The 20,972-nt window shown below is 69.3% G+C and carries 16 protein-coding genes and 1 pseudogene; 12 read left to right on the forward strand and 5 right to left on the reverse strand.

The genetic code is table 11. The annotated features are described in order from the left end of the window. Positions 1-471: 471 nt before the first annotated feature. Positions 472-1,296: a hypothetical protein gene (locus tag CP981_RS04620; protein ID WP_085928336.1), complete on the forward strand. Its 825-nt coding sequence runs from the start codon at positions 472-474 to the stop codon at positions 1,294-1,296. A gap of 82 nt (positions 1,297-1,378) precedes the next feature. On the opposite strand, the gene CP981_RS04625 is transcribed toward CP981_RS04620, so the two are convergent. Continuing rightward, positions 1,379-4,378 (reverse strand): AAA family ATPase, encoded by a 3,000-nt coding sequence (locus CP981_RS04625; protein WP_341873669.1) that lies wholly within the window; start codon positions 4,376-4,378, stop codon positions 1,379-1,381. Between the two features lie 1,600 nt (positions 4,379-5,978). On the opposite strand from CP981_RS04625, the gene CP981_RS04630 reads away from it, so the two are divergent. The 5 genes from CP981_RS04630 (at position 5,979) to CP981_RS04655 (ending at position 12,281) form a co-directional block, all read left to right on the forward strand. Then, on the forward strand, positions 5,979-7,391 hold the full coding sequence (locus CP981_RS04630; RefSeq protein ID WP_085928334.1) for a class I adenylate-forming enzyme family protein: 1,413 nt from the start codon (positions 5,979-5,981) through the stop codon (positions 7,389-7,391). Positions 7,392-7,449: 58 nt separating this feature from the next. Further along, entirely contained in the window at positions 7,450-8,247 is a 798-nt protein-coding gene (locus tag CP981_RS04635) for a carbon-nitrogen hydrolase family protein (protein WP_085928333.1), read from the forward strand. Between the two features lie 394 nt (positions 8,248-8,641). Further along, positions 8,642-10,774: a prolyl oligopeptidase family serine peptidase gene (locus CP981_RS04645; RefSeq protein ID WP_244329554.1), complete on the forward strand. Its 2,133-nt coding sequence runs from the start codon at positions 8,642-8,644 to the stop codon at positions 10,772-10,774. Between the two features lie 230 nt (positions 10,775-11,004). Further along, positions 11,005-11,592, forward strand: coding sequence for a Rieske (2Fe-2S) protein (locus CP981_RS04650; protein ID WP_167536055.1), 588 nt, complete (start codon positions 11,005-11,007; stop codon positions 11,590-11,592). 146 nt (positions 11,593-11,738) lie between these two features. Next, positions 11,739-12,281 (forward strand): GNAT family N-acetyltransferase, encoded by a 543-nt coding sequence (locus CP981_RS04655; protein WP_085927440.1) that lies wholly within the window; start codon positions 11,739-11,741, stop codon positions 12,279-12,281. Positions 12,282-12,466: 185 nt separating this feature from the next. On the opposite strand, the gene CP981_RS04660 is transcribed toward CP981_RS04655, so the two are convergent. Next, complete coding sequence (locus CP981_RS04660) at positions 12,467-12,919, reverse strand: VOC family protein (RefSeq protein WP_167536056.1); 453 nt, start codon at positions 12,917-12,919, stop codon at positions 12,467-12,469. 361 nt (positions 12,920-13,280) lie between these two features. Between CP981_RS04660 and CP981_RS04665 the strand changes: the two genes are divergently transcribed. Continuing rightward, the gene (locus tag CP981_RS04665) at positions 13,281-14,543 is read left to right on the forward strand and encodes an MFS transporter (RefSeq protein ID WP_244329555.1); all 1,263 of its coding nucleotides are present in this window, start codon (positions 13,281-13,283) and stop codon (positions 14,541-14,543) included. 370 nt (positions 14,544-14,913) lie between these two features. Further along, complete coding sequence (locus tag CP981_RS04680; protein ID WP_085927437.1) at positions 14,914-15,354, forward strand: SRPBCC family protein; 441 nt, start codon at positions 14,914-14,916, stop codon at positions 15,352-15,354. A 152-nt stretch (positions 15,355-15,506) separates the two neighbouring features. Here CP981_RS04680 and CP981_RS04685 read toward each other — a convergent pair whose 3' ends face one another. Then, positions 15,507-15,917 carry a VOC family protein gene (locus CP981_RS04685; protein WP_085927436.1) on the reverse strand — a complete coding sequence of 137 codons (411 nt, stop codon included), beginning with the start codon at positions 15,915-15,917 and terminating at the stop codon, positions 15,507-15,509. A 222-nt stretch (positions 15,918-16,139) separates the two neighbouring features. Beyond that, the gene (locus tag CP981_RS04690) at positions 16,140-16,790 is read right to left on the reverse strand and encodes a TMEM175 family protein (protein WP_244330005.1); all 651 of its coding nucleotides are present in this window, start codon (positions 16,788-16,790) and stop codon (positions 16,140-16,142) included. A gap of 250 nt (positions 16,791-17,040) precedes the next feature. On the opposite strand from CP981_RS04690, the gene CP981_RS04695 reads away from it, so the two are divergent. The 4 genes from CP981_RS04695 (at position 17,041) to CP981_RS04710 (ending at position 19,865) form a co-directional block, all read left to right on the forward strand. Next, the gene (locus tag CP981_RS04695; RefSeq protein WP_085927435.1) at positions 17,041-17,340 is read left to right on the forward strand and encodes a DUF6506 family protein; all 300 of its coding nucleotides are present in this window, start codon (positions 17,041-17,043) and stop codon (positions 17,338-17,340) included. 226 nt (positions 17,341-17,566) lie between these two features. Beyond that, positions 17,567-18,220, forward strand: coding sequence for a LysE family translocator (locus CP981_RS04700; protein ID WP_085927434.1), 654 nt, complete (start codon positions 17,567-17,569; stop codon positions 18,218-18,220). 53 nt (positions 18,221-18,273) lie between these two features. After that, entirely contained in the window at positions 18,274-18,948 is a 675-nt protein-coding gene (locus CP981_RS04705; RefSeq protein ID WP_085927433.1) for an HAD family hydrolase, read from the forward strand. 113 nt (positions 18,949-19,061) lie between these two features. After that, positions 19,062-19,865, forward strand: a complete 804-nt coding sequence (locus tag CP981_RS04710; RefSeq protein ID WP_085927432.1) for a class I SAM-dependent methyltransferase — start codon at positions 19,062-19,064, stop codon at positions 19,863-19,865. Between the two features lie 16 nt (positions 19,866-19,881). On the opposite strand, the pseudogene CP981_RS04715 reads toward CP981_RS04710, so the two are convergent. Continuing rightward, positions 19,882-20,839, reverse strand: a pseudogene (locus CP981_RS04715) (LysR family transcriptional regulator). Positions 20,840-20,972 lie beyond the last annotated feature (133 nt).

Here is a 20,972-nt window from a genome sequence, read left to right on the forward strand (position 1 = left end):
CACAATACCGACCGGAGGCAGCGGTTCCCGGTTTCTTTTGGCCGACACCCCTGGCCTCAATAGGGAGGCATTGGCCGGGAATCGATCCTCAATTCCCGGCGCCCGCGCGCTATCCACGATCCGGGGCATATCCGTGACGCGCCCCGGAGCGGATCAGCCCCTTCCGCACGGCCGTCCGGATCGCCGCCCGCGGTCCGCCACAAGTCCCAACACCTGGCTGGAAAAGGCGCCTTGGCCCCTCCGAGGATGGCCAGGTGAAGCCGCCACCGGCACTTTGTCCGCGGAGTCCGGCCCCTCTCTCCGCGGTAAGGAATGAGATATCGGGTAACCGGGGTAGAGGTAGCTCCACCCGTCGTGTGGCCGTAGCTTGATTCACGGAATGGACCGCCACGGCATATTTTCTGCATACGACGATTCACGATGCGCAAAGGTCCATACCGACTCCCCTCCCTCATCGCCAGGAGGTATTCGATGCGGTCGTCGCGCGGTGCAGCCGTCGCACCGGCCCGGGTCTACGGCGTCGGCGTCTGCGCCGGTCACCTCGTCGTGCATGACCCCCTGACCGGTACGACCCATCACCGGGACCAGCTGATCACGGTGGGCCGCACGATGCTGCGGGCGAGTGAGGTCGCCGCACACCCCGTGGCCGACCTGGCCGCGCTGGGCGGCTCGTCGGCCCTCGGGGTGCGCTGGTCCCCGGTGGTACAGCGCGATCCGTCCCCCGCGTGGGTGCCCGCGGACTCTGTGCACCGCCGGGCGGCGCGCGCGCTGGCCTGCGCCGGGCTGCTCACCGTGGACCTGCACGAGGTCGATCCGCTGCCCACCCCCGATCTCACCGATATCGCCGGCCATCTCACCGACGACGGCTGCACGGTCAGCCTCACCACCGAACGCGTCCCGGCCGAGCGCCACGCGGAGGCGCTCGCCGACTGTGTCGACGCACTGCGCATCTGCGTGGACACCGCGGTCACCGGACGGCACCGATTAGGGCCCGGCGAGCGCGAACACCGACTCAGACGCCTGGTCTCCGGTACCCGTGCCATGGCCTCGGCCGGGCTGCCCACCCAGCTGTACACCCGCGTCATCCCGCCCCCGCCGGGGAACGCCGCGACCCGGTGGCTGGTCGAGCTGGCGGACGCCGTCGGCGCGCACGGGGTGACCTTCGCCCGCCCCCAGGAGGACGGCACGCTGGCGCTGCCGGACCCGGCCGACTGGGGCGCCGACGCACCGCCCTGCGGAACGCTCAAGCCGCTGGACGTGCCGCTGGACACGGTGTGTCTGCGTGCCGATGTCTGAGGAAGCCGTCCGCCGCGCCCGTAGTGGCACGCGGCTCCGACTCCCATACGGTGACCGGCAGTTGGCGCCGGGTGCCCGTCGGTCAGGCGATATCCGCGATGTCCGCCGGAAGCCCGACCGGCAGATCCGCCCGGCGCTTGATGTTCAGCTTCCGGTACACCCTCGTCAGATGCTGTTCCACGGTGCTCACGGTGATGTGCAGCTTCCGGCCGATCTCCCGGTTCGTCCGCCCCAGCGCGGCGAGCGCGGCGACCCGGCGTTCGGCCTCGCTCAGCACGGCCATGCCTTCGGCGTCCTCCCACTGGCTCGTGGCCGGCTCGCTGTTCAGCGGCTCCCTGGTGGCGAGCAGCTGATGGGACAACTGCTCGGCATGGCAGCTCTTGGCGAGTTGCAGCGCGCGCCGCCGGATCAGCTGGGCGCGGTCCAGTTTGCCGAGGATCTGCCAGACCTGACCGAGTTCGACGAACGCCTGGGCCAGCTGGTAGCGGTCCCCGCCGGCCTGCAACAGATCGACCACCTCGCCGAGCAGCGGCAGTCGCTGTTTGAGGTCGCTGACCGAGGCGAGGATGCCGAGGGAGATCCCGCGCATCCGGGTGGAGTCCGGCCCGATCATGCGTAGTTGATCCTTGATGAGCTCCCTGGCCCGGTCGGTCTGACCCACCCGGACCAGGGCCTGGGCCAGGTCCCCGCGCCAGGGCAGAGTCATCGGGTGATCAAGCTTCCACTTGACCACGAGATCACCTACGGCCTCGAAATCCTCCAGCGCGGCATGTGGCCGGTCCGTCGCGAGATGGAAATGCCCCCGCGCCGTCCGGTACTGGAGGCCGTAACGGGTGTCCATCATGGACTGCGGGATCATCTGGTGGAGAAGTGCCTCGGCCCGGTCGAAGTGGCCGCGCATCGTCGCGGCATGTATCGCGTGAGACAGCGGGGAACCGATCGCCACGCCCCAGCTCCGTGCGGAGAGGGCCGTCAAGGCGCTGCTAGCGTCCCGTTCCGCATCGGCGAGATCACCGAGCCGGAGGCTGACCGCGGCCCTGGTGTCCAGCAGCACACCGCGCCATGCGGCGGCGTGCTGGCCCTCCGCCTTCTGAAGCAGCTCATTGCACCAGTACATCGCGCGCTCGAACCGCTCGGCAGCGAGGAGTTCATGCAGCGCGAAGATCACCGATGCCAGCGGAGTCTCCCGGACCCGGGCCCTTTGCAGCACCTGCTCGGGCCCGTCCACGGCCGGGGCGGGTGCGGTGCCACGGGGAAGAACGGCGGTGTGCGGCCGGCGCACCGGGCCCGGGGAACTCATGGGTTCGGCCATCGCGGCGTGCCGTTCGACCTGGGCGAAGATCTGCGGATACCAGCGGGCGAGCCACTGGCGGGTCAGTCTTCGTTCGGCCGGATCGCGGGAGCCGTCCCCCTCGGGCAGGGCGTCCAGGCATTCCAGCGCGCGCACCGCTTCCTTGGGGCGGCCGTGCCATGCCAGCGAACGGACCAGCCGCATCACCTCGCGGCCGCTGAGCAACTCCTTCTCCAGCGCCGTCTGCAAGGGCCCGTGGTGCCGGGTCGCGGCCGCGGGGCTGATCGTCCACTGCACCCAGGCGAGCCGGGCGGTGAGCATGGCGCGCTTGTGCTCGTCGCCGCAGGAGCGGCTGGCGAACTCCAGGTACTGCACGGCCTCCGCCACCTTGCCGCCCGCCAGCGCCTGCTCCGCGTGGGCCAGCGCCTGGTCGGCGGCGGCGTGCAGCACCCGGACGGCCCAGGGCTCGTCGGCCTCACCGGCGGCCAGCAGGTAACCCACCACGTCCGAAGGCGCCACGCCATCGTGGTGCAGCAGCTCGGCCGCGCGGCGGTTCAGTGCGGAACGCTCCTCGGGTGTGAGTTCGTCCAGTACGGCGGTCCGGGTGCCGTGGTAGCGGAACTGGGCGTCGGTGGTCAGCCCCGCCAGTTCCAGGGTTTCCAGCGCACCGCCCACGACCGACGGCCGCACGTCCAGGAATCGGGCCAGCAGCGCGGGGGCGGCGAACTCGCCCAGCACCGCGACCGCCCGCGCCGTGCGCAGCAGTTGCGGGCCGCCGCGGCGCAGGATCGCCAGCACGGCCCTGGTGAAGGCCTGCCCGGCGACCGGTTCGACCGCCGCTCCGGCGGCCGCCTCCTGGTCCGGCGCCAGACTGTCGTCGATCAGGGCGTGCGTCAGCAGGGGGTTGCCACCGGTCACGGCATAACTGCCGGGTGCCTGCTGATCGGCGACCAGGGAGTCCAGCCGCTGCGCGAGAAGCTGCCCGACCCCCTCCGGGGACAACGGGGACAGCGTGAACTGCCGCGCGTACGGCTGCCTGAGCGCCTCCGCCACCAGCTCGGACGGCGCTTCGGTCCCCTGGCTGAGCAGCAGCATCACCCGCGCGGTGCCGATCCGGTGCTGGAGGTACGTCAGCACTTGCAGCGAGGCGCTGTCAGCGAACTGGTGATCGTCCACGGTGATCACCAACGGCCCCTGCCTGCTCAGTTCGAGCAGCCCGACGCACAGGTCGTGCGCGGCCCTGGTCCCGGACTGCGCAGAGGACGGTGCTTCGCCCCCCACCTGGGGCGTGGTCAGGCCGGCCAGGTGGGACAGCGACTCGGTGGCTTCCGGCGGGGCGGTCGCCCCGCTGAGGAACTGCTCGATCACACCGAAGCGGAGCGATTGCTCACTGGGCGCGCCCGAGGCCCGCAACAGCGTGGCGCCGGCGGCCACCGCATGCTCCTCGAACGCCCTGAGCAGGGCAGTCTTACCGCTGGCGATTCCCCCTCGTATCACCGCTACCTTGCCGCACCCTTTGGCGCTGTCACTCAATGCGGCGCGTAGCTCCGACATCACTGCTTCTCGTTCCACTAACCCCATGCAGCTCTTCCTCCCCGAAGAAGAACCCCGAGCGCACCTCTCCTGCCCGAGGCAATGCACATTCCCCACAAGATTCACTTGAACGACGGCAGTGCCGGACGGCGCGATTGCCACGCCGCTCACCGGAACGCTCACAGTCATCAACATTTTCCCGCCGTCTGAAAACAGGACACCCCGCCAATCCGGATCCTCGGAGTGCGCATGATGCATAAGGATCCAGCAATGAAGAAGTGTTGATTTCACCCTGGTACGCGGATGAAATCTCACCGCCTAGCCAATTAGGCAAACGTTGTCAACCAAAGTTGTAAAACTTGACTCAGGAGTCAATATCGCATTTCAGGAATCGCAACGAGCAAGAAGACAACATCGCCGCCGGAGGAGATATTCCACGGCCGCATGCCGCTCATCACGGGGGTGGAATTCCCCACCAGCAAGCACCCGGAAAGCGGATTTCCGCGAGACATCACGACCCCCCGAATGCCGGAAACGTACACTTGAAATCCGAAGCAGAGAATATCAAGAGGAGTTAAAGTAGGCGTTTTCATGTCGCAAAGGCACTACCGTCAATAATATGAACGATCACACCCCTGGGGTTCAAGCCGGTCCGGTGTGACGACAGTCACATGGAGGCGACTAAGTGTACGCCACCGGCCGGCGTGCCATTCGCGCGAATTTCGCAATCCGATCCGGGCCCGACTGCCGCGGAATTTCAGATTCCGGGTGCCGCCACACCGGCACGGAATTCATGATTCCGCAGTCTGCATTGTCACTGCCTGCACAAACACGAACCGGCCGAGCCATCCGGAACACCCCGTTCAACCACCGGAACAACCGCTTCCACCGGCGGTCGACGACACGGCGCCGCCAGATGTTCACGCGAAGCACCGACCACGCTTCTCGGCCTCCTGGGCCTTCCGCAAGGCCTCCTGAGTATGAGTCACGTAAAAGTGCGCTTGAGCAACCAATTGGGGGTCGCGCGCCATCAGCACAGCCCACGGGCCGAAACTTCCGCACAGGCCTCCGCGGACGAGCGGCAGCGCGCGGACACCAGCGGCCGGCGGGAACTTCTCCGCACCATCACACCGTGACCACCCCACCCATCAGCGCAATCCGCAGCAGCGCGACGCGAGTTGGCGTGGCGGCACTTGACTGCCTTGACACTCGCACACGAGGAGCTACCCAGAGTAAGTACAAGAACTGACCCGTGAGTAACCCGCAAAAGTCAGCTCACCCCGCCGGACCGACGTCTCCACGGGGCACGCCACGAAGGAGGCCAGGGGCGGCGCACGGACACCTGAGCCGGTGCGGTGGAAGATGGCCGAAAGGAATTCCCGGAGTGGGGTGGAGCGGGGCGCGACGTATCACGCCCGCCGGGCAGGAAGGTGAACACGCCAGAAAACCAGCAGGCGGAATTGCCCGCGAAACCAAGATCGAGCATGCTGCCCTCCGCGGCACCTCGAACGCCGCGGTGACGGGGGGGGGCAGACCACGGCGAACGCGACCGCGCCCACGCCGCTCCCCCACGTTCGCCGGACGCCTTCTCGCAGCGGCGCCGATCCCCGCGGTGCGCCCTGTGCAACGTCCCTGGTAGGCCCGGCCCGCAACGGAATTCCGACCGGAACGTCCCGAGTCCGGGGCGGCAAGAGAAGGGACCTTAGGGGTGCGGATAAGGGTTCCCTCCCCGCGCCCCCGCTTCCAGACTCGCCGTAGGTGAGGCACGTGCCCTGCCCTGTCGGCTGGGCGGCTCCCACTGGTTTCCGTAGTGATGCCGCATGTGAGGTCTGCCCACGAGGAAGGAAGCGTGCGACCAGTGAACGCAAAGATCTTTGCCCCTGACTCGGTGCGGACCCTGTCCGAATTCGAGCACGACGCACTTCGCATCGCGCAGGTGCTCGGCGAGCGGGGCGTCGGCCCCGGAGACCGGGTCATGCTCAAGGCCGGCAACTCACCCGCCTGGGTGGCGACGCTGCTCGGGCTGATGCACATAGGCGCCTCGATCGTGCTGGTCGACCAGCAGGAGCATGCGGAGCCGACCCGGCGGATCATCCTGCGGACCGGTACGAAGCTGGTCCTCAGTGACGAGGACTCACCGCTCGACAGCAACCAGGAAGCCGTACACCTCTACGAGTTGCTGGTGTCCGCCGCCGGCCGGCAGGTCGCGGGCGAGCGGCTGACCGCCGACACCTGGTGCGAGCTCCCCGACGGCCTGATCATGTGGACCTCCGGCTCGACCGGCACCCCCAAGGGCGTGGTCAAGTCGGGCCGCAAGTTCCTGAAGAACCTCGAACGGAACGCGGCGCAGGTCGGGCACCGGGAGGACGACGTCCTGCTGCCGCTGCTGCCGTTCGCGCACCAGTACGGCCTCTCCATGGTGCTGATCGCCTGGCTGAAGCGGTGTTCGCTGGTGATCGCCCCGTACCGCCGGCTGGACCGTGCGCTGCTGATGGCGGAGGAGTCAGCAGCCACGGTCATCGACGCCACGCCGTCCAGCTACCGCAGCATGCTCAACCTCGCCTCGCGGAAGCCGAGTCTGCGCCCCGGGCTGGCGCGGGCGCGGATGTTCTGCGTCGGCGCGGCGCCGCTGGACGATCCGCTGGTCGGCCAGTACGAGGCGGAGTTCGGGCGGCCGCTGCTGGACAGCTACGGCAGCACGGAACTGGGCAATATCGCCTTCGCGACGCCGGACAACCCGGTGGCGTGCGGGCAGCCGATGGACGGTATCCGGGTGCGCGTCGTCGACGACGAGGGCCGGGCGGTCCCCGCGGGCGAGCCCGGCGAGGTGGAGGTGAACACCCCCGACGCACTGGAGGGGTACCTCGCCGAGGACGGCACCCTCCAGCCCGCCCCCCAGGGCTGGCAGCGCACCGGCGATCTCGGCCGGCTCGACGCGGACGGCAATCTGATCGTCCTCGGCCGCAAATACGCGGTGCACCGCAAGGGTTACACCCTCTACCCCGAGCTGATCGAACGCAGTGTGGCGGCGCAGGGCTGCTCCGTCAGGATCGTCGCCCTGCCCGACGAGCGGCGTGGCGCCCAGCTCGTCTTCTTCGTGGAGGACGACGAGGGCCAGGAGGACGCGTACTGGCGCGAGCGGCTCTGTGGCATCCTGGCGGCCTACGAGCACCCCGACCGAGTTGTCGTGCTCGAACACTTCCCGCTCAACCGCAACGGCAAGCCGGACAAACGGCAGTTGGAGCATCTCGCCCGGGCCCGCGGCCGGTGAGGTCGCCGCCGGCGGCGCCGGCACTGCCGGCGGGTGTCACCCCCGGAGGACGTACGCAGTGAAGATCGCCTGCCTTCAGACCGTCTGTGGCCCGACGGACTTCCCGCAGACCCTCGACAGGCTGCGGGACGCCGCGGGCAAGGCGGCCGCCGAGGGCGCCGAGCTGCTGCTCGCTCCCGAGATGACCATCGGCGGCTATCCGCTCCAGCCCGCGGCCCTCGCGCAGTCGGCCGGCACCACGGAAGGCCCGCAGTGCACCGCGGTCTCCGAGATCGCCCGGGAAGCCGGCATCGCGATGGCGTACGGCTGGCCCGAGCGGGACGGTGCACACCTCTACAACGCGGTGCGGCTCGTCGGCCGGGACGGGCGACCGCTGGCCGTCTACCGCAAGGCACACCTCTACGGCCGGGCCGAGCACGAGCTGTTCACCCCTGGAGACAGCGGCGTGGTCCAGGCCTCCCTGGGCGGCCTGACGGTGGGCATGCTGATCTGCTACGACGTCGAGTTCCCCGAGGCCGTACGGGCCCACGCGCTCGCGGGCACGGATCTGCTGCTGGTCCCCACGGGCCTGATGAGCCCCTGGGATTTCGTCGCCCGGACCCTCGTGCCCGCCCGCGCCTTCGAGAGTCAGCTCTACGTCGCCTACGCCAACTGGACCGGCGAGCACGGCGGCCTCCGCTTCTGCGGCCGCACCACGATCGCCGCCCCGGACGGCACGGTGGAGTGCCTCGACCCTGCCGCCGCCTGCGACGGGGACCAGCTGCTGTTCGGCGAGGCGGCCCCCACCACCCTGGCCTCGGCGCGCCGCACCACGACTTACCTCAGCGACCGCCGCCCGGAGCTGTACAGGGGCTGAGCGCGGCGGCCCCGCCCACGGCTGCCGCACTTCGCCGGCCCCCTGACGTCCGTCAGGTCTATTTCACTTGATTGTCGACGGGCCCCTGTGAGAGAAGTATCGAGATCGTCGGCTCCGACGATCTCCCGGAGCGGCCGCCCTCGCACGGCACAGCCCGGCGCCAAGACTTCTTGGGCCAACTTCTGCACCACCACCACGGCCACGGCCTCGTCCCGTCGCCGGCTCTTCATTCAGCTGCGCCCGGTCACCTACCGGCGCTCAGCGCTGCACCGATCCACACCTCACAGCCGGGCCTTTTCTCTGAATCCGAAATATGCCTAGGTTGCACCCAGGGCTTGCCGTGCCCCGGGAGCGCCACAGACCAGAACGCCCTCAGCATCTGGAGGACAGCATCTTGCACAGCAGCACCCTGCCATCCGAGCAGTCCACGAACTCCGTTGACTTTCCCCGCCAGTTCGCCCGCACCCGCCGCTTCTCCCTAGGTGTTCCCAGGCATTTCACCGTCTCCCCCGACGGCCGCCGGGTGCTCTTCGTCCGCACGGGCTCGGGCGCCGATCCGATAGGCCGACTGTGGCAGTACGAGGACGGCTCGGAAAGGCTGTTGGCCGATCCGGCGCTCCTGGTAGGGGCCGGTTCCGGGACGGTCCCCGAGGAGGAGAGGCTGCGCCGGGAGCGCGCCCGTGAGCGGTCGGTGGGAGTGGTGTCGTACGCGACGGATGAGGCGGCCCGTCTGGTGGCGTTCGCGCTGTCGGGGGCCCTGTGGGCGGTGCGTACCGACGGCGGCACACCGTTCTCCGTCCCCGCGGCCGGTCCGGTGGTCGACCCCCGCCCCTCCCCCGACGGCCGGTACATCGCCTATGTGAGCCGCCGCTGCTTCCACGTCGTCGATCTGACCGGCGCCGACCGGCAACTGGCCCGTGCGGAGGACCCGGAGATCTCCTACGGGCTCGCCGAGTACGCCGCTGCCGAATCCATGCGGCGGTCGCGCGGCTACTGGTGGGCGCCGGACAGCCGCCACGTCCTGGTGGCCAGGGTCGACACCAGCCCCGTGGAACGGCGTTACCTCAGCGATCCGGCCGACCCGGCGAAGCCTCCACAGGCGATCCGCTACCCGGCGGCCGGCACCGCCAACGCGGAGGTCACCCTGGAGCTCCTCTCGCTGGAGGGCGAGCGGGTCGAGGTGGAGTGGGACCGTAAGGCGTACGAGTACGTCGTGGCGGCCGGCTGGGACGCGCACGGTCCGCTCGTCACCGTGCAGAGCCGCGATCAGTGCACCATGCGCACGCTCGCGGTCGATCCGGAGACCGGCGCCACCGAAGTGCTCCATGAGCGGACCGACCCCGCCTGGGTGGAGATCCTCACGGGTACCCCGGCCCGTACGGCGTCGGGTGCCCTGGTGCTCCCCGAGGACGAGGGCGACACCCGCTATCTGACCGTCGGCGGCCAACGGGTCACCCCGGAGGGGCTACAGCTGTGCGCGGTCCTCGGGGTGGAGGGCGAGCGGGTGCTGTTCACCGCGAGCGACGACCCGCTGGAGACCCATGTGTGGTGCCATGAGCCCGGCCACGACCTCCGCCGGCTGAGCCGGGACCCCGGCAGGTATACGGGGGCGGCGCGGGGCGGCACGCTCGTCCTGGCGGGCCTGACCCCACGGGGCCACGAGGTGGGCGTGCTACGGGGTGACGGGGCGGCTGGCGACCCGCCGTACCAGGCCCTCACCTCGCTCGCCGAGGAACCCTCGATCACCCCGCGACCGGTCCATCTGACGCTCGGCGAACGCAAGTTGCGCGGCGTCCTCTACCTGCCGTCGTGGCACGAGGAGGGCACCGGAAAGCTGCCGGTACTCCTCGACCCGTACGGCGGGCCGAGCATACAGGTCGTAGGACGGGCCCGGGACTGGTTCACCTGTGTCTCGCAGTGGTTCGCCGAGCAGGGGTTCGCGGTGCTGGCGGCCGACGGGCGCGGGACCCCGAACCGTGGCCCGGCCTGGGACAAGACCATTCATGGCGACCAGCTCGGCCCGGCGCTGGAGGACCAGGTGGACGCGCTGCGGGCGGCCGCGGCGCAGTGCGGCGACCTGGATCTGACACGGGTGGCGATCCGCGGCTGGTCCTTCGGCGGGTTCCTGGCCGCGGCCGCGGTGCTGTACCACCCCGAGATCTTCCACGCGGCGGTCGCCGGTGCCCCGCCCACCGACATGCGGATGTACGACACCCACTGGAAGGAGCGCTACCTGGGCCACCCGGAGGAGCAGCCGGAAAACTATGAGCGCACCTCCCTGATAGGCCACGGCCATCTGCTGAGCCGCCCGCTGCTGCTGGTCCACGGCCTCGCGGACGACAATGTGGCGGCCGCACACACCCTCCGCTTCTCGGCCGAACTGCTCGCAGCGGGCAAACCACACAGCGTGCTGCCCCTGCCCGGCGCCACTCACCTCCCGGCCGACGACGCGGTCAACGCACAGCTGCTGCACTTCCAGCGGGACTTCCTGATGAGCGCGTTGGAGGGGGGCGCCGGCAAGGAGTGACGGGCGTGGGGGGGGCCGGGCGGTCTTCGGGCGGCTAGGGCCTCTCTACCGCCCACCGCCCACCTCCCACCGCCCACCTCCCACCGTCACAGCTTGCCGCCCGAGGTCCGCTCCTGCGGGTGGCACACCCCCGCATTGAACGCGCCGGGCGGTGGCTCCGTATGGACCTTGTACAACGCCCATGGAGCACATCGCGCACCGAAGGCACCACCAAGAACCGGAGGCACACCATGGCTCGACAGGCAGCGTCGGAGCGGACGGAGACCGCAGCGGTGACCGCAGCGGAGGAGGCCGGCCCGGCGCCGGAGGGACGTGGGGCGGGGCGGCGGGCCGTCGTCGCGGCGGTCGGCGCGGCCGGTCTCACGGCAGCGCTGGCGGCCTGCGGCGGCAGCATGTCGGACGCGGGGAGCGGGGACTCCAAGGCCGCAGGTGACGATCAGGCCGCCCAGGAGACGAGCGGCGGAGGCGGCGACAACGGTTCGGGCGGCGCCGGAGGGAGCGGGGCCGACGGGTCCGCCGGTGGGGACAGCGGCCCCGCCCTCGCCAAGACGTCGGAGATCCCCAAGGGCGGCGGCAAGATCTTCAAGGGCGAGAAGGTCGTCGTCACCCAGCCCCAGGACGGCGACATCAAGGCCTTCTCCGCGATCTGCACCCACGCGGGCTGCGTCGTCGGCGAGGTCTCCGGCGGCACCATCAACTGCATGTGCCACGGCAGCAAGTTCGACATCACCGACGGCAGCGTGAAGACCGGTCCCGCCACGAAGGGCCTGGCCCCCGCCAAGGTGACGGTCAAGGGCGGCTCGGTCACCCTCGGCTGACGCAGCGCGCTGTCTCGCAAAGCCGGGCACTTCCCCCTTGGCCTTCGTCGGCCTCGCCGTCGCCCTCATCTGCTACCTCCACTCCACCAACCGAGCTGGCCTCAAATTCATTTGCGCAGGCCAGCCCGGTTGGATAAGAAGCCTGCATGCTAAAGGGCAACAAGGTCGGGCTGAGGGCCCGGCACGAGGACGACATTCCGGTCCTGCGGGCTGAGCTCTACGACGACGTGGTCAACGCCTCGCGGGCCGAGGGCGGGCCGTGGCGACCGATCACGCCCGGCTCGAAGGATCCGCGGCTCGTGGTGGACGACAAGGAGCAAGGGCTCGTCCCGTTCTCCGTGGTGGAGCTGGACGGCGGCACGCTGATCGGCACCGCGACACTGTGGGGCATCGACAACCACAACCGGGCCGCGCACATCGGGCTGGGGCTGCTGCCGTCCTCGCGCGGCAAGGGCTACGGCACGGACGTGGTCGCGGCGCTGTGCCACTACGGTTTCATCGTGCGCGGCCTACAGCGGCTACAGATCGAGACGCTGTCGGACAACACCGCGATGCTGCGCTCCGCCGAGCGCAACGGCTTCGTCCGCGAGGGTGTGATGCGCTCCTCGGCCTGGGTGATGGGCGAGTTCATGGACGAGGTGCTGCTCGGGCTCCTCGCCCAGGACTGGAAGCCGGGATCGAAGGTCTAGGGCGCTTCTTCTGGAAATCCTTGCCGGCCGCAGAGGACCATGCCGGCGGTGTGGAGGCCAGCGAGGAAAATGGGTGGCGGTCTCGTCGTAGCGCGTGGCCAGGCCGCGCCGCTTCTTGAGCTTCGTTCATGGACCGTTTCGCCTTGGGTTTCGCAGCAGACGGCCTCGTTCTCGGCCCGTCGGTGTCAGTTGTTGCCGGCGGGCGGGTCGGCGAAGACGCCCTGCTGCATACCGGTGGCTTGTCCTACTTCGATGAGGTAGCCGTCGGGGTCTCGCAGATAGCAGCGCAGTTCGGCTTTGCGGTCGAGGGGCGGGGTGAGGAATTCCGCTCCCTTGGCGCTCCACTGCCGGTGGCATTCCCCGATGTCGGCGACGCGGATATTGAGGAAACTGCTGACCGTGTGCGGGTCAGTGGGCGGGCGCAGGGTGACGTCTGGCTTATCGGGGGTCGGCCCGCCGCCGGGGTTCATGATGATCCATCCATTGGCGAGCTTGACGATGCAGGGATTCTCGGCGAGCACCACTTCACCGCCCAGAACGTCGGCGTAGAAGGCGCGGGATCGGGCCACGTCGGCCACCGTCAGGAAGTGGGTGAGGAGCAGCCCGGTCTCTGGATACGGAAGATCATCACGGCTCATGCCGACCTCCAGGCAAATAGGATGTTTCCGCACATAGTGACGCATAGATGCCTGCGGCGACGCGGATGGACACGGGCGAGAGGCGACGCGGCCCCGGCCGCACCACGATCCACCACCCTGCGGCTCGCCGCGTCCCGGTCCTGCACGATCCATGGTGCAGCCCCCATGTCGTCAGAGTGCTCAGGTCGCCCTGCCGGCTCCGCTGCGGGGACCAAGACATTGCATTGCGTGGGCCATTGTCGGCGGGTATGCGACATCACCCGTGAAGGGCAAGGGTGCAGGCGCAAACCTGCCAGCCATCTCTCGGCGCAGCCTGCTGGACTGATCGCGCAACGCGCTGCCTTTCACAGGACGGAATGCCATGCCGATTACCACTACCGCTTCAGTCAACGGCCCACTCTTATCCCCTCGGCTCCCGCTGATGGGCTGGCCGGCCGTGGTCTCAGTGATGCTGGGAATCTTCGCCATCGTCACCACCGAGATCCTGCCGATCGGTCTGCTGACCTCGATCGGATCCAGTTTCACCGTCTCGGACGGGGTGGCCGGCCTGATGATGACCATGCCCGGCTTCCTGGCGGCTGTCGCGGCTCCACTGGTCACCGCGGCCACGGCACGCTTCGACCGCCGACTGATGCTGTGCGCTTTCATGCTCCTGCTGGCCCTGGCGAACTTCCTTGCCGCCGCGGCCACGGACTTCTGGCTCGTACTCACCTCCCGGATCATGGTGGGGATCACGATCGGCGGCTTCTGGTCGATCGGGGCGGGGTTGGCGGAACGACTGGTGCCGCCGGCCTCGGTCGGCAGGGCTACTGCTGTGATCTTCTCTGCCGTCCCGCTGGGATCCGTCCTCGGTGTGCCGACCGGCACCCTCATCGGAGATCTCGCCGGATGGCGAACGGCCTTCATCGTCATAGGAGCTCTGACGGTCGGCGTATTGGTCATGCTGTTCTTGCTCGTACCGCCGCTTCCTCCGGTTCAGGTCACTCGGCTGGGCGTCCTCAATGACATGCTCCGCAGCGTCAACACCCGCTTCGCACTCTTGCTGACGTTCCTTGTTGTGCTGGCTCACTTCGGCACCTACACCTACGTGACACCGTTCCTGGAACAGGTCACCCACGCCAGCGGTGCCCTGATCACTACATTCTTGCTGCTCTACGGCGCCGCCGGCATCCTCGGCAACTTCCTGGGCGGCGCCTGGGTGGCCCGGTATCCCCGGACCGTCTTCGGGCTCGCGGCCGGCCTGATCGCCGCGGTGACTCTCCTGCTTCCAGCGTTGGGCCGCTGGGAGACCGGCGCAGTGATACTGCTCATCGTGTGGGGCATGGCGTATGGCGCCGTTCCGGTCGCGTCGCAGACCTGGTTCTCCAAGGCGGCACCGCATGCCCCGGAAGCGGCATCGGTCCTGTTCACCGCCTCCTTCCAGGCAACGTTCTCTATTGGTGCACTCGTAGGGGGCATCGTCCTGGACCGCACCTCTCCATCCGCGGTCATGTCGCTGGGCGGATGCACCGCGGTTCTCATGGTCCTGGTGGCAGCAGGGTCACGCTTCGCCGAACGCCTGAAGGAAAAACAGCCACAACCCGGGTCGGCAACTCCCGGATCGCGGGCCCGAGGCCCGGCGTGACCAAGACCCGCGGATCAGTAAGTAGCGCAGTGATCAACAGCGCTGAATGTCCGTTGTGAAGCGAATCACCACGGCGGACTGTCACAGTTCGCTGACGTGCGGTGTCTCGATGGGTAGCCGAAGAAAGGGGGCAACCTGCGGTGGCGCGCGGTCGATCCGGCCAAGGTCGAGCATCCGCGCGCCTACCTGGTCCGCGTCGTGACCCGCCAGGGTCTCAACCGCCTGGGTGCGGTCACGGTGATGCACTCGACTGGCTGGTCGCGTTCGAGATTCACGACGGACGGATCACCGGCGTCTACGGCGTCCGCAACCCGGACAAGCTGCACCGCGCCGAGACGGTGCTCCCACTCGACCGAGGAGGTCACCCGCTGTGGAAACCATGACCGTGGAACGCGTCATCGCCGCCCCGATCAAGGACGTGTTCACCTGGCTCACCACGACCACCAACTACACGGCCTCGCCCCTGATTCTGCGCTGCCGTCTGACCCGGCACGGCGAGTCCGCGCCGTATGGAGTCGGTGCGGTGCGCAGCCACTTCTGGCTGATCGGCTGGTTCCGGGAACGCATCACCCAGTACGACCCGCCGTACGCCACCGAGTACGTCGTCGAACGCAGCCTGCCGCCGTCCCGGCACGAACTCGGCCGCATGACCTTCACCGAGGTCGACGGCGGCACCCACGTGCGCTGGACCACCCGCGCCGAGATCCCCGTCCCCTTGCTCGGCCCCTTCCTCACCCGCCACGTCGCGGGGCCGGTGATCACCCGCACCTTCCGCAACATCCTCGATGCCGCCAACAGCGCACTGACGTAACGTCCCTAGCCTCTAGCCCCCGCATCACGCGCGCCCCCCGGCCAGGGACGGTCGGCCGGGCACCATCGGATGTGCGCCCGAGCCGGCCTCGGACATGGACAACGCGTCGGTGCCCCGGTTGGAGCGCCGACGCGCCGGCATCCGGATCAGCTCTACTGCTCGCTGATATTGACCATCCAGGTGATGCCGAACTTGTCCGTGCACATGCCGAACACGTCCCCCCACATCTGCTTTTCCAGGGGTACGGCCACGGTGCCGCCCGCGGACAGCTTCTGCCAGTAGCCGCGCAGCTTGTCCGAGTCGTCGCCGGTCAGGCTCACCGCGAAGTTGTTGCCGGGCTTGTGCTCGGTCCCGGGCGGGTTGTCGGCGGCCATCAGGGTGAATCCGCCGGCGGTCTCGAGGTGGCTGTGCATGATCTTGTCGGCGTATCCGGGCGGCGCCTCGGAGCCGAAAGCACCGTAGGTGTTGACGGACAGGTCGCCGCCGAGAACCTCCTTGTAGAACTCCATGGCTTGCTTCGCGTCACCGGAGAAGCTGATGTACGGGCTGAGGCGAGAGGTCATGAGCAGCCCCTTTCGTGAGGAATGGGAGGAATGGTCAGCGCGGGCAGCCTACGGGCGTCAAGAGCAAAGTCGGATGACCTGAGGCTCGTGGTCGCTCGCCTGGAGGGTGGGTGCGACTCTGGCGCGGAGGGTGCGGCCCTGGAGCACCCCTCGACCGAACGGCGCTGCGCAGCGCCCCTGCTCCCTCGCTCACCCGGACGCGCGCGGGTGCATCACGTCCTGCTAGGCGCCGGGCCGCTGAGCGTCCGCGCGCAGGCGCTTGCCCCGTTTGCCCGTCAGCACTCTGATCGGGATCAGCACCGCCCACCACAGCTTCGCGCCCGTCGGCGAGACGAAGGCGAGCGGGATGGCTACGGCGAAGACCAGCACCGTCGCCGCGAGGTCGACCACCTCGTTGCGCGCGACGGGGTCGGACAGTACCGCTCTCCCCAGCCATGGGCGCTTCCACAGCACGATCGTCAGCGCGAGCTGCGTGGCGCCCATGGCCGCGACGGCGCCGGAGTAGACGGCCACCGACTGCGGCTCGCCCCCGTACTCGGCCAGCAGAGTGGTGGGGAACGGCATCAGGGCGATCAGCCCCAGGCCCAGCAGCACCAGCTTGATGATCGTGCCGTCCACGTCCCGCACGTACCGGAACGTCTCGTAGTGACCCCGCCAGAATGCCGCGATGACCACCAAACTGAGGACGTACGCCCAGACTTTGGGCATCACATCGCTCAGTGCCTGCGCGAACCTGGCGGAGTCCAGCCCGTCGGGCACCGCGATGTCCAGCGCCAGCAGCGTCATCGCGATGGCGAACACTCCGTCGGCCAACGCCAGGAGCCGGACCGCGCTCCCCTCGTCATCCCTTACTGGGCGGCCACCGTTCACCAGGCCACTCTAGGATCATGCACACCGAAATATTCCGATTTGCCCCTGGTACGTGTTGAGCGCCGGCCGTCGGACTTCGTGGGCCGGTTGGCGGGGTGGGCCGAGCACATCCAGCCGACGAAGACCGTGGCTTGCCCCTCAGGGAGCAGGCGGTGTGAGGCGCGGATCACACATGGGTCACCTCCGATCCGGGACGTCTTTGCCCCGGTTCTGTTTGGCTGGTGGCTTCGACGGTCACAGGAGGTCCGAGCACATGGCGCTCACACACTGGGGATTCATCTACACGGCGGCCGGCAGCGGCACCGGCGGCGATGTCAGCGTCGTGGACACAGGCAAGTGCCGCACTGTCCTCGTGGGGGTGGAGAAGCCCGAGGAGGCCATTGAGGTGGCGCGCCGCCTGGTGGGCGAGGGCGTACAACTGATCGAGCTCTGCGGTGGATTCGGGCCCGTTTGGGCCGGGCGCGTCATCGAGGCGATCGACGGCGCGGTCCCCGTGGGCACGGTTGGCTATGGGCCGGAAGCAGTCGATCAGGTGCACGCGATCTTCTCCTGATCGCACACCGCAGGCGGTCGGGGCGGGCGCGCCACACCGCACTCAAGGCCAGTGGCGGGGTGCCGACGGAGGCCGTGGCCCTGTGCCGTGTGGTGGAACAACGGCCTTCAGCCGCTTGGAGGCCCGGACCGCTTTCCACGCGCCAAGCGACCAAAAAGTGCAATCCCTGCCCGATACCGGGCAGAAATGTAGCCGTTCCATGGCTCCGGACGTATCGTGAGCGCTCATGATCGCCATCGACGCCTTGTGGACTTTCTCCTTGATGGTGGGACTCCTCACCCTCACACCCGGGCTGGACACCGCCCTCATCCTGCGCACTGCCGCGCTCGGGCACCGCCGGCGTGCCTGGGGCGTGGTCCTCGGTATCCAGAGCGGCACCCTGATCTGGGGCATCCTCACCTCGCTCGGTGTGACCGCGCTGCTCACCGCGTCCCACCTCGCGTACGAGATTCTCCGCTGGGCCGGGGCCGCGTACCTGGTGTGGATGGGCGGCAGGCTGCTGTGGGCCTCCTGGCGCCGTTCGGGGAACGAGGCACCGGAGATACCTGGGAGCGGGGCCGAAGCCGGATCAGGATCCGGCGACTCCCTGCCCGGCGGCTGGCGTCAGGGGATCACGACCAACCTTCTCAACCCGAAGATGGGCGCCTTCTATGTCGCGGTGCTCCCGCAGTTCCTCCCCGCCGACACCTCGCACCTCGCCGCGGGCGTGCTTCTGACCGGCATCCACATCCTGCTGGCCGTCCTATGGGCCGGTCTACTGATCACCCTTGGGCATGTGCTCCGGGACCGCCTGCAACAGCCCACGGCGCGCCGCTATCTCGACCGCCTCACCGGTACGGTCATCGCCGCTTTCGGGGTCCGGCTCGCGCTCGGGGAATGAGACACGGCCGCGGCAACAGGCAACCAACTCACCAGAAGTGAAAGGGCACCCGTATGCGCTCGCTCCCCACCAGCGCGGAGGCCGTGGTCTTCGACTGCGACGGTCTGCTGGTCAACACCGAGGTCTGCTGGACCATCGCGGAAGCGGCCATTTTCGCCGCGCACGGCCACTCCTTCGGCCCCGAACAGAAAGCGCTGGTCATCGGCCGTACCGTGGAGGCCTCGGCAGCGGCCATGGCGGACTACTTCGGGCGGCCCGGCGCCGGTGCCGAGCTCGCCGCCGAGCTCCTGGAACGAGTCCGCAAGGAGCTGGCCGCGGGAGCCGCCGCCCTCCCCGGAGCAGCGGAGCTGGTGCGCGCCTGCCGGGCGGCCGTGCCCATAGCCGTCGCCAGCAACAGCCCCCGGGAACTGCTGGACACGGCACTGGAATCGGCGGGCCTCGCCGTTCACTTCACGCACACGTTCGCCGCCGACGAGGTAGCCTCCCCCAAGCCCGCACCGGACCTCTATCTGATGGCATGCGAGGCACTCGGTGCGGCCCCGCAGCGCTCTGTCGCCTTCGAGGACTCGGCCACCGGCATCGCTGCGGCCCGTGCCGCCGGACTGCACGTCGCGGTCGTACCGTCCCTCCCGGGAGCCGACCTCGACCACGACTGGCTGGGCACCGGCCTGGATGACCACCAACTGAAGGGTTGGGCACGGGCGTTGGGGGATGGCGCCAGCCGCTGAAGCACCCTCTTCGCGCGCACGGACCGGGCCGAGGGGGGTGTGAGTGTGTCCCACGCACACCAGCGGATTCTCCTCGTCGAGTCCGTCCTGCGATCCTCTGCCAGAATCGCCTCATGGCTGAACGCGAGAGCGACCGCGGATACCTTCTGGACAACCAACAGTCGGAGGCGGGAATCCGCTTCGGCGCGCTCTCCGAGTTGTTCGACCCCGTGACGTTCCGCCATATCGACCGGCTCGGAATCGGTGCCGGCATGCGGTGTTGGGAGGTCGGCGCCGGCGGTCCCTCCGTGCCCCTCGGGCTCGCCGAGCGGGTCGGTCCGACGGGCACGGTGCTCGCCACCGATATCGATGTGTCCTGGACCTGCGATATCGCCGACGGTGTGATCGAGGTGCGCTCCCACGACGTGGCGGCCGATCCGCCGCCGCCCGGCGGCTTCGACCTCGTGCACGCACGGCTGGTCCTGGTGCATGTCGCCGACCGCGCCGAGGCCCTGCGGCGGATGATCCAGGCGCTGCGGCCCGGCGGCTGGCTGCTCCTGGAGGACGCCGACCCCGCCTTGCAGCCACTGCTGTGCCCCGACGAGTCGGGCCCCGAACAACAGCTCGCCAACCGGTTGCGGTCCGGCTTCCGCACCCTGATGGCGGCACGCGGCGCGGACCTCGCGTACGGGCGGACCCTGCCCAGGGTGCTACGCGAAGCCGGGCTGGACCAGGTCCAGGCCGACGCGTACTTCCCCATCACCTCGCCGGCCTGTGCCGTGCTGGAAGACGCGACGGTCCGGCAGATCCGCCACCAGCTGGCCGGGAACGGACTGGCCACCGACGAGGAGATCGACCGTCACCTGGCCAACGTCGCCACCGGTCAACTCGATCTGGCCACGGCCCCCATGATCTCCGCGTGGGGACGTCGGCCGTAAGCTCGCCAGCCGCCCCTTAAGGGGAGTCGCTCGCCCCGGGCCCCTTGCGCGCGCTCCTCTTCGTGCGGCCCGGCCGAGCACCCACCGTGGATCGACGCCGGGTCTCCGCAAGGAACGCGGCGAGCACCGGGGAGCGTTCGTCGCCCCGGTAGGACAGGACCAGGTCGGGCAGCGGCGTCCGCGGAGTCACGTCGCAGAACCAGGTGCCGGGCCGGGCGACCGCGCGCATGCACGACGGGCCGAGGCCCGCGCCGACCCCACACGCGGCCAGACCGATGATGGTGTGCAGGTCCCTCGCCTCGGTGGCGGTGTCGAGAGCCGACGCGTCGTCGCCGAGGAAGGTGCGCAAGCCCGCGTAGGTGGCCGGTTCGTCATCCACCGGCGCCACGATGAGGTGCTGGCGGCTGAGTTGTGTCCGTCCCACCGTCTTCCGGCCGGCGTAGGGGTGGCCGATACCCACCACGGTGACCAGGTGGTCCCGGCCAACGGTGACGGAGACGAGCTCCTCGGCACCCGGCCCGCGCGGGGCGCCCCGTCCGATGGCCAGGTCCAGTTCGCCGCTGATCAGGGCGGCGGCGCTGCGCGCAGTCGACATCTCGCGCAGTTCGAGCCGGACGTCCGGGTGGTCCCGTCGGAACGGCGGCAGGACCGACGGCAGGAACTGGAGCAGGGCCGAGCCGATAAAGCCCAGACGCAGTCGGCCCGTCTCCCCCCGCGCCGCGCGACCGGCCTCGACCGCCGCGGCCGACATCTCGCAGAGCGCCCGTCGCGCCGGCGTCAGGAACGCCGTCCCCGCCGCGGTCGGAAACACGCCTCCGGGGGGTGCGGTCGAAGAGGCGCTCGCCCACCTCCCGTTCAAGGTCCACGATCTGGCGGGAGAGCGGCGGCTGCGCGATGCCCAGGGCCGCTGCCGCCCGCCCGAAGTGCTGGTGCTCGGCCACGGCGAGGGCGTAGCGGAGATGACGGGCTTCCATACGCCCAGCGTAATCAGAGCCCCTGCCCCATACCTGTGAGGTATCGCGCCTCCCCCTGTCCGGCATCGGCATTGGCCGCGCGTCGCGGACCGATTGGAATGGAGCGGCACGACGGTTCGCACCGGTGCTCCCA

The sequence above is a fragment of the Streptomyces platensis genome, assembly GCF_008704855.1.
GTDB lineage: Bacteria > Actinomycetota > Actinomycetes > Streptomycetales > Streptomycetaceae > Streptomyces > Streptomyces platensis.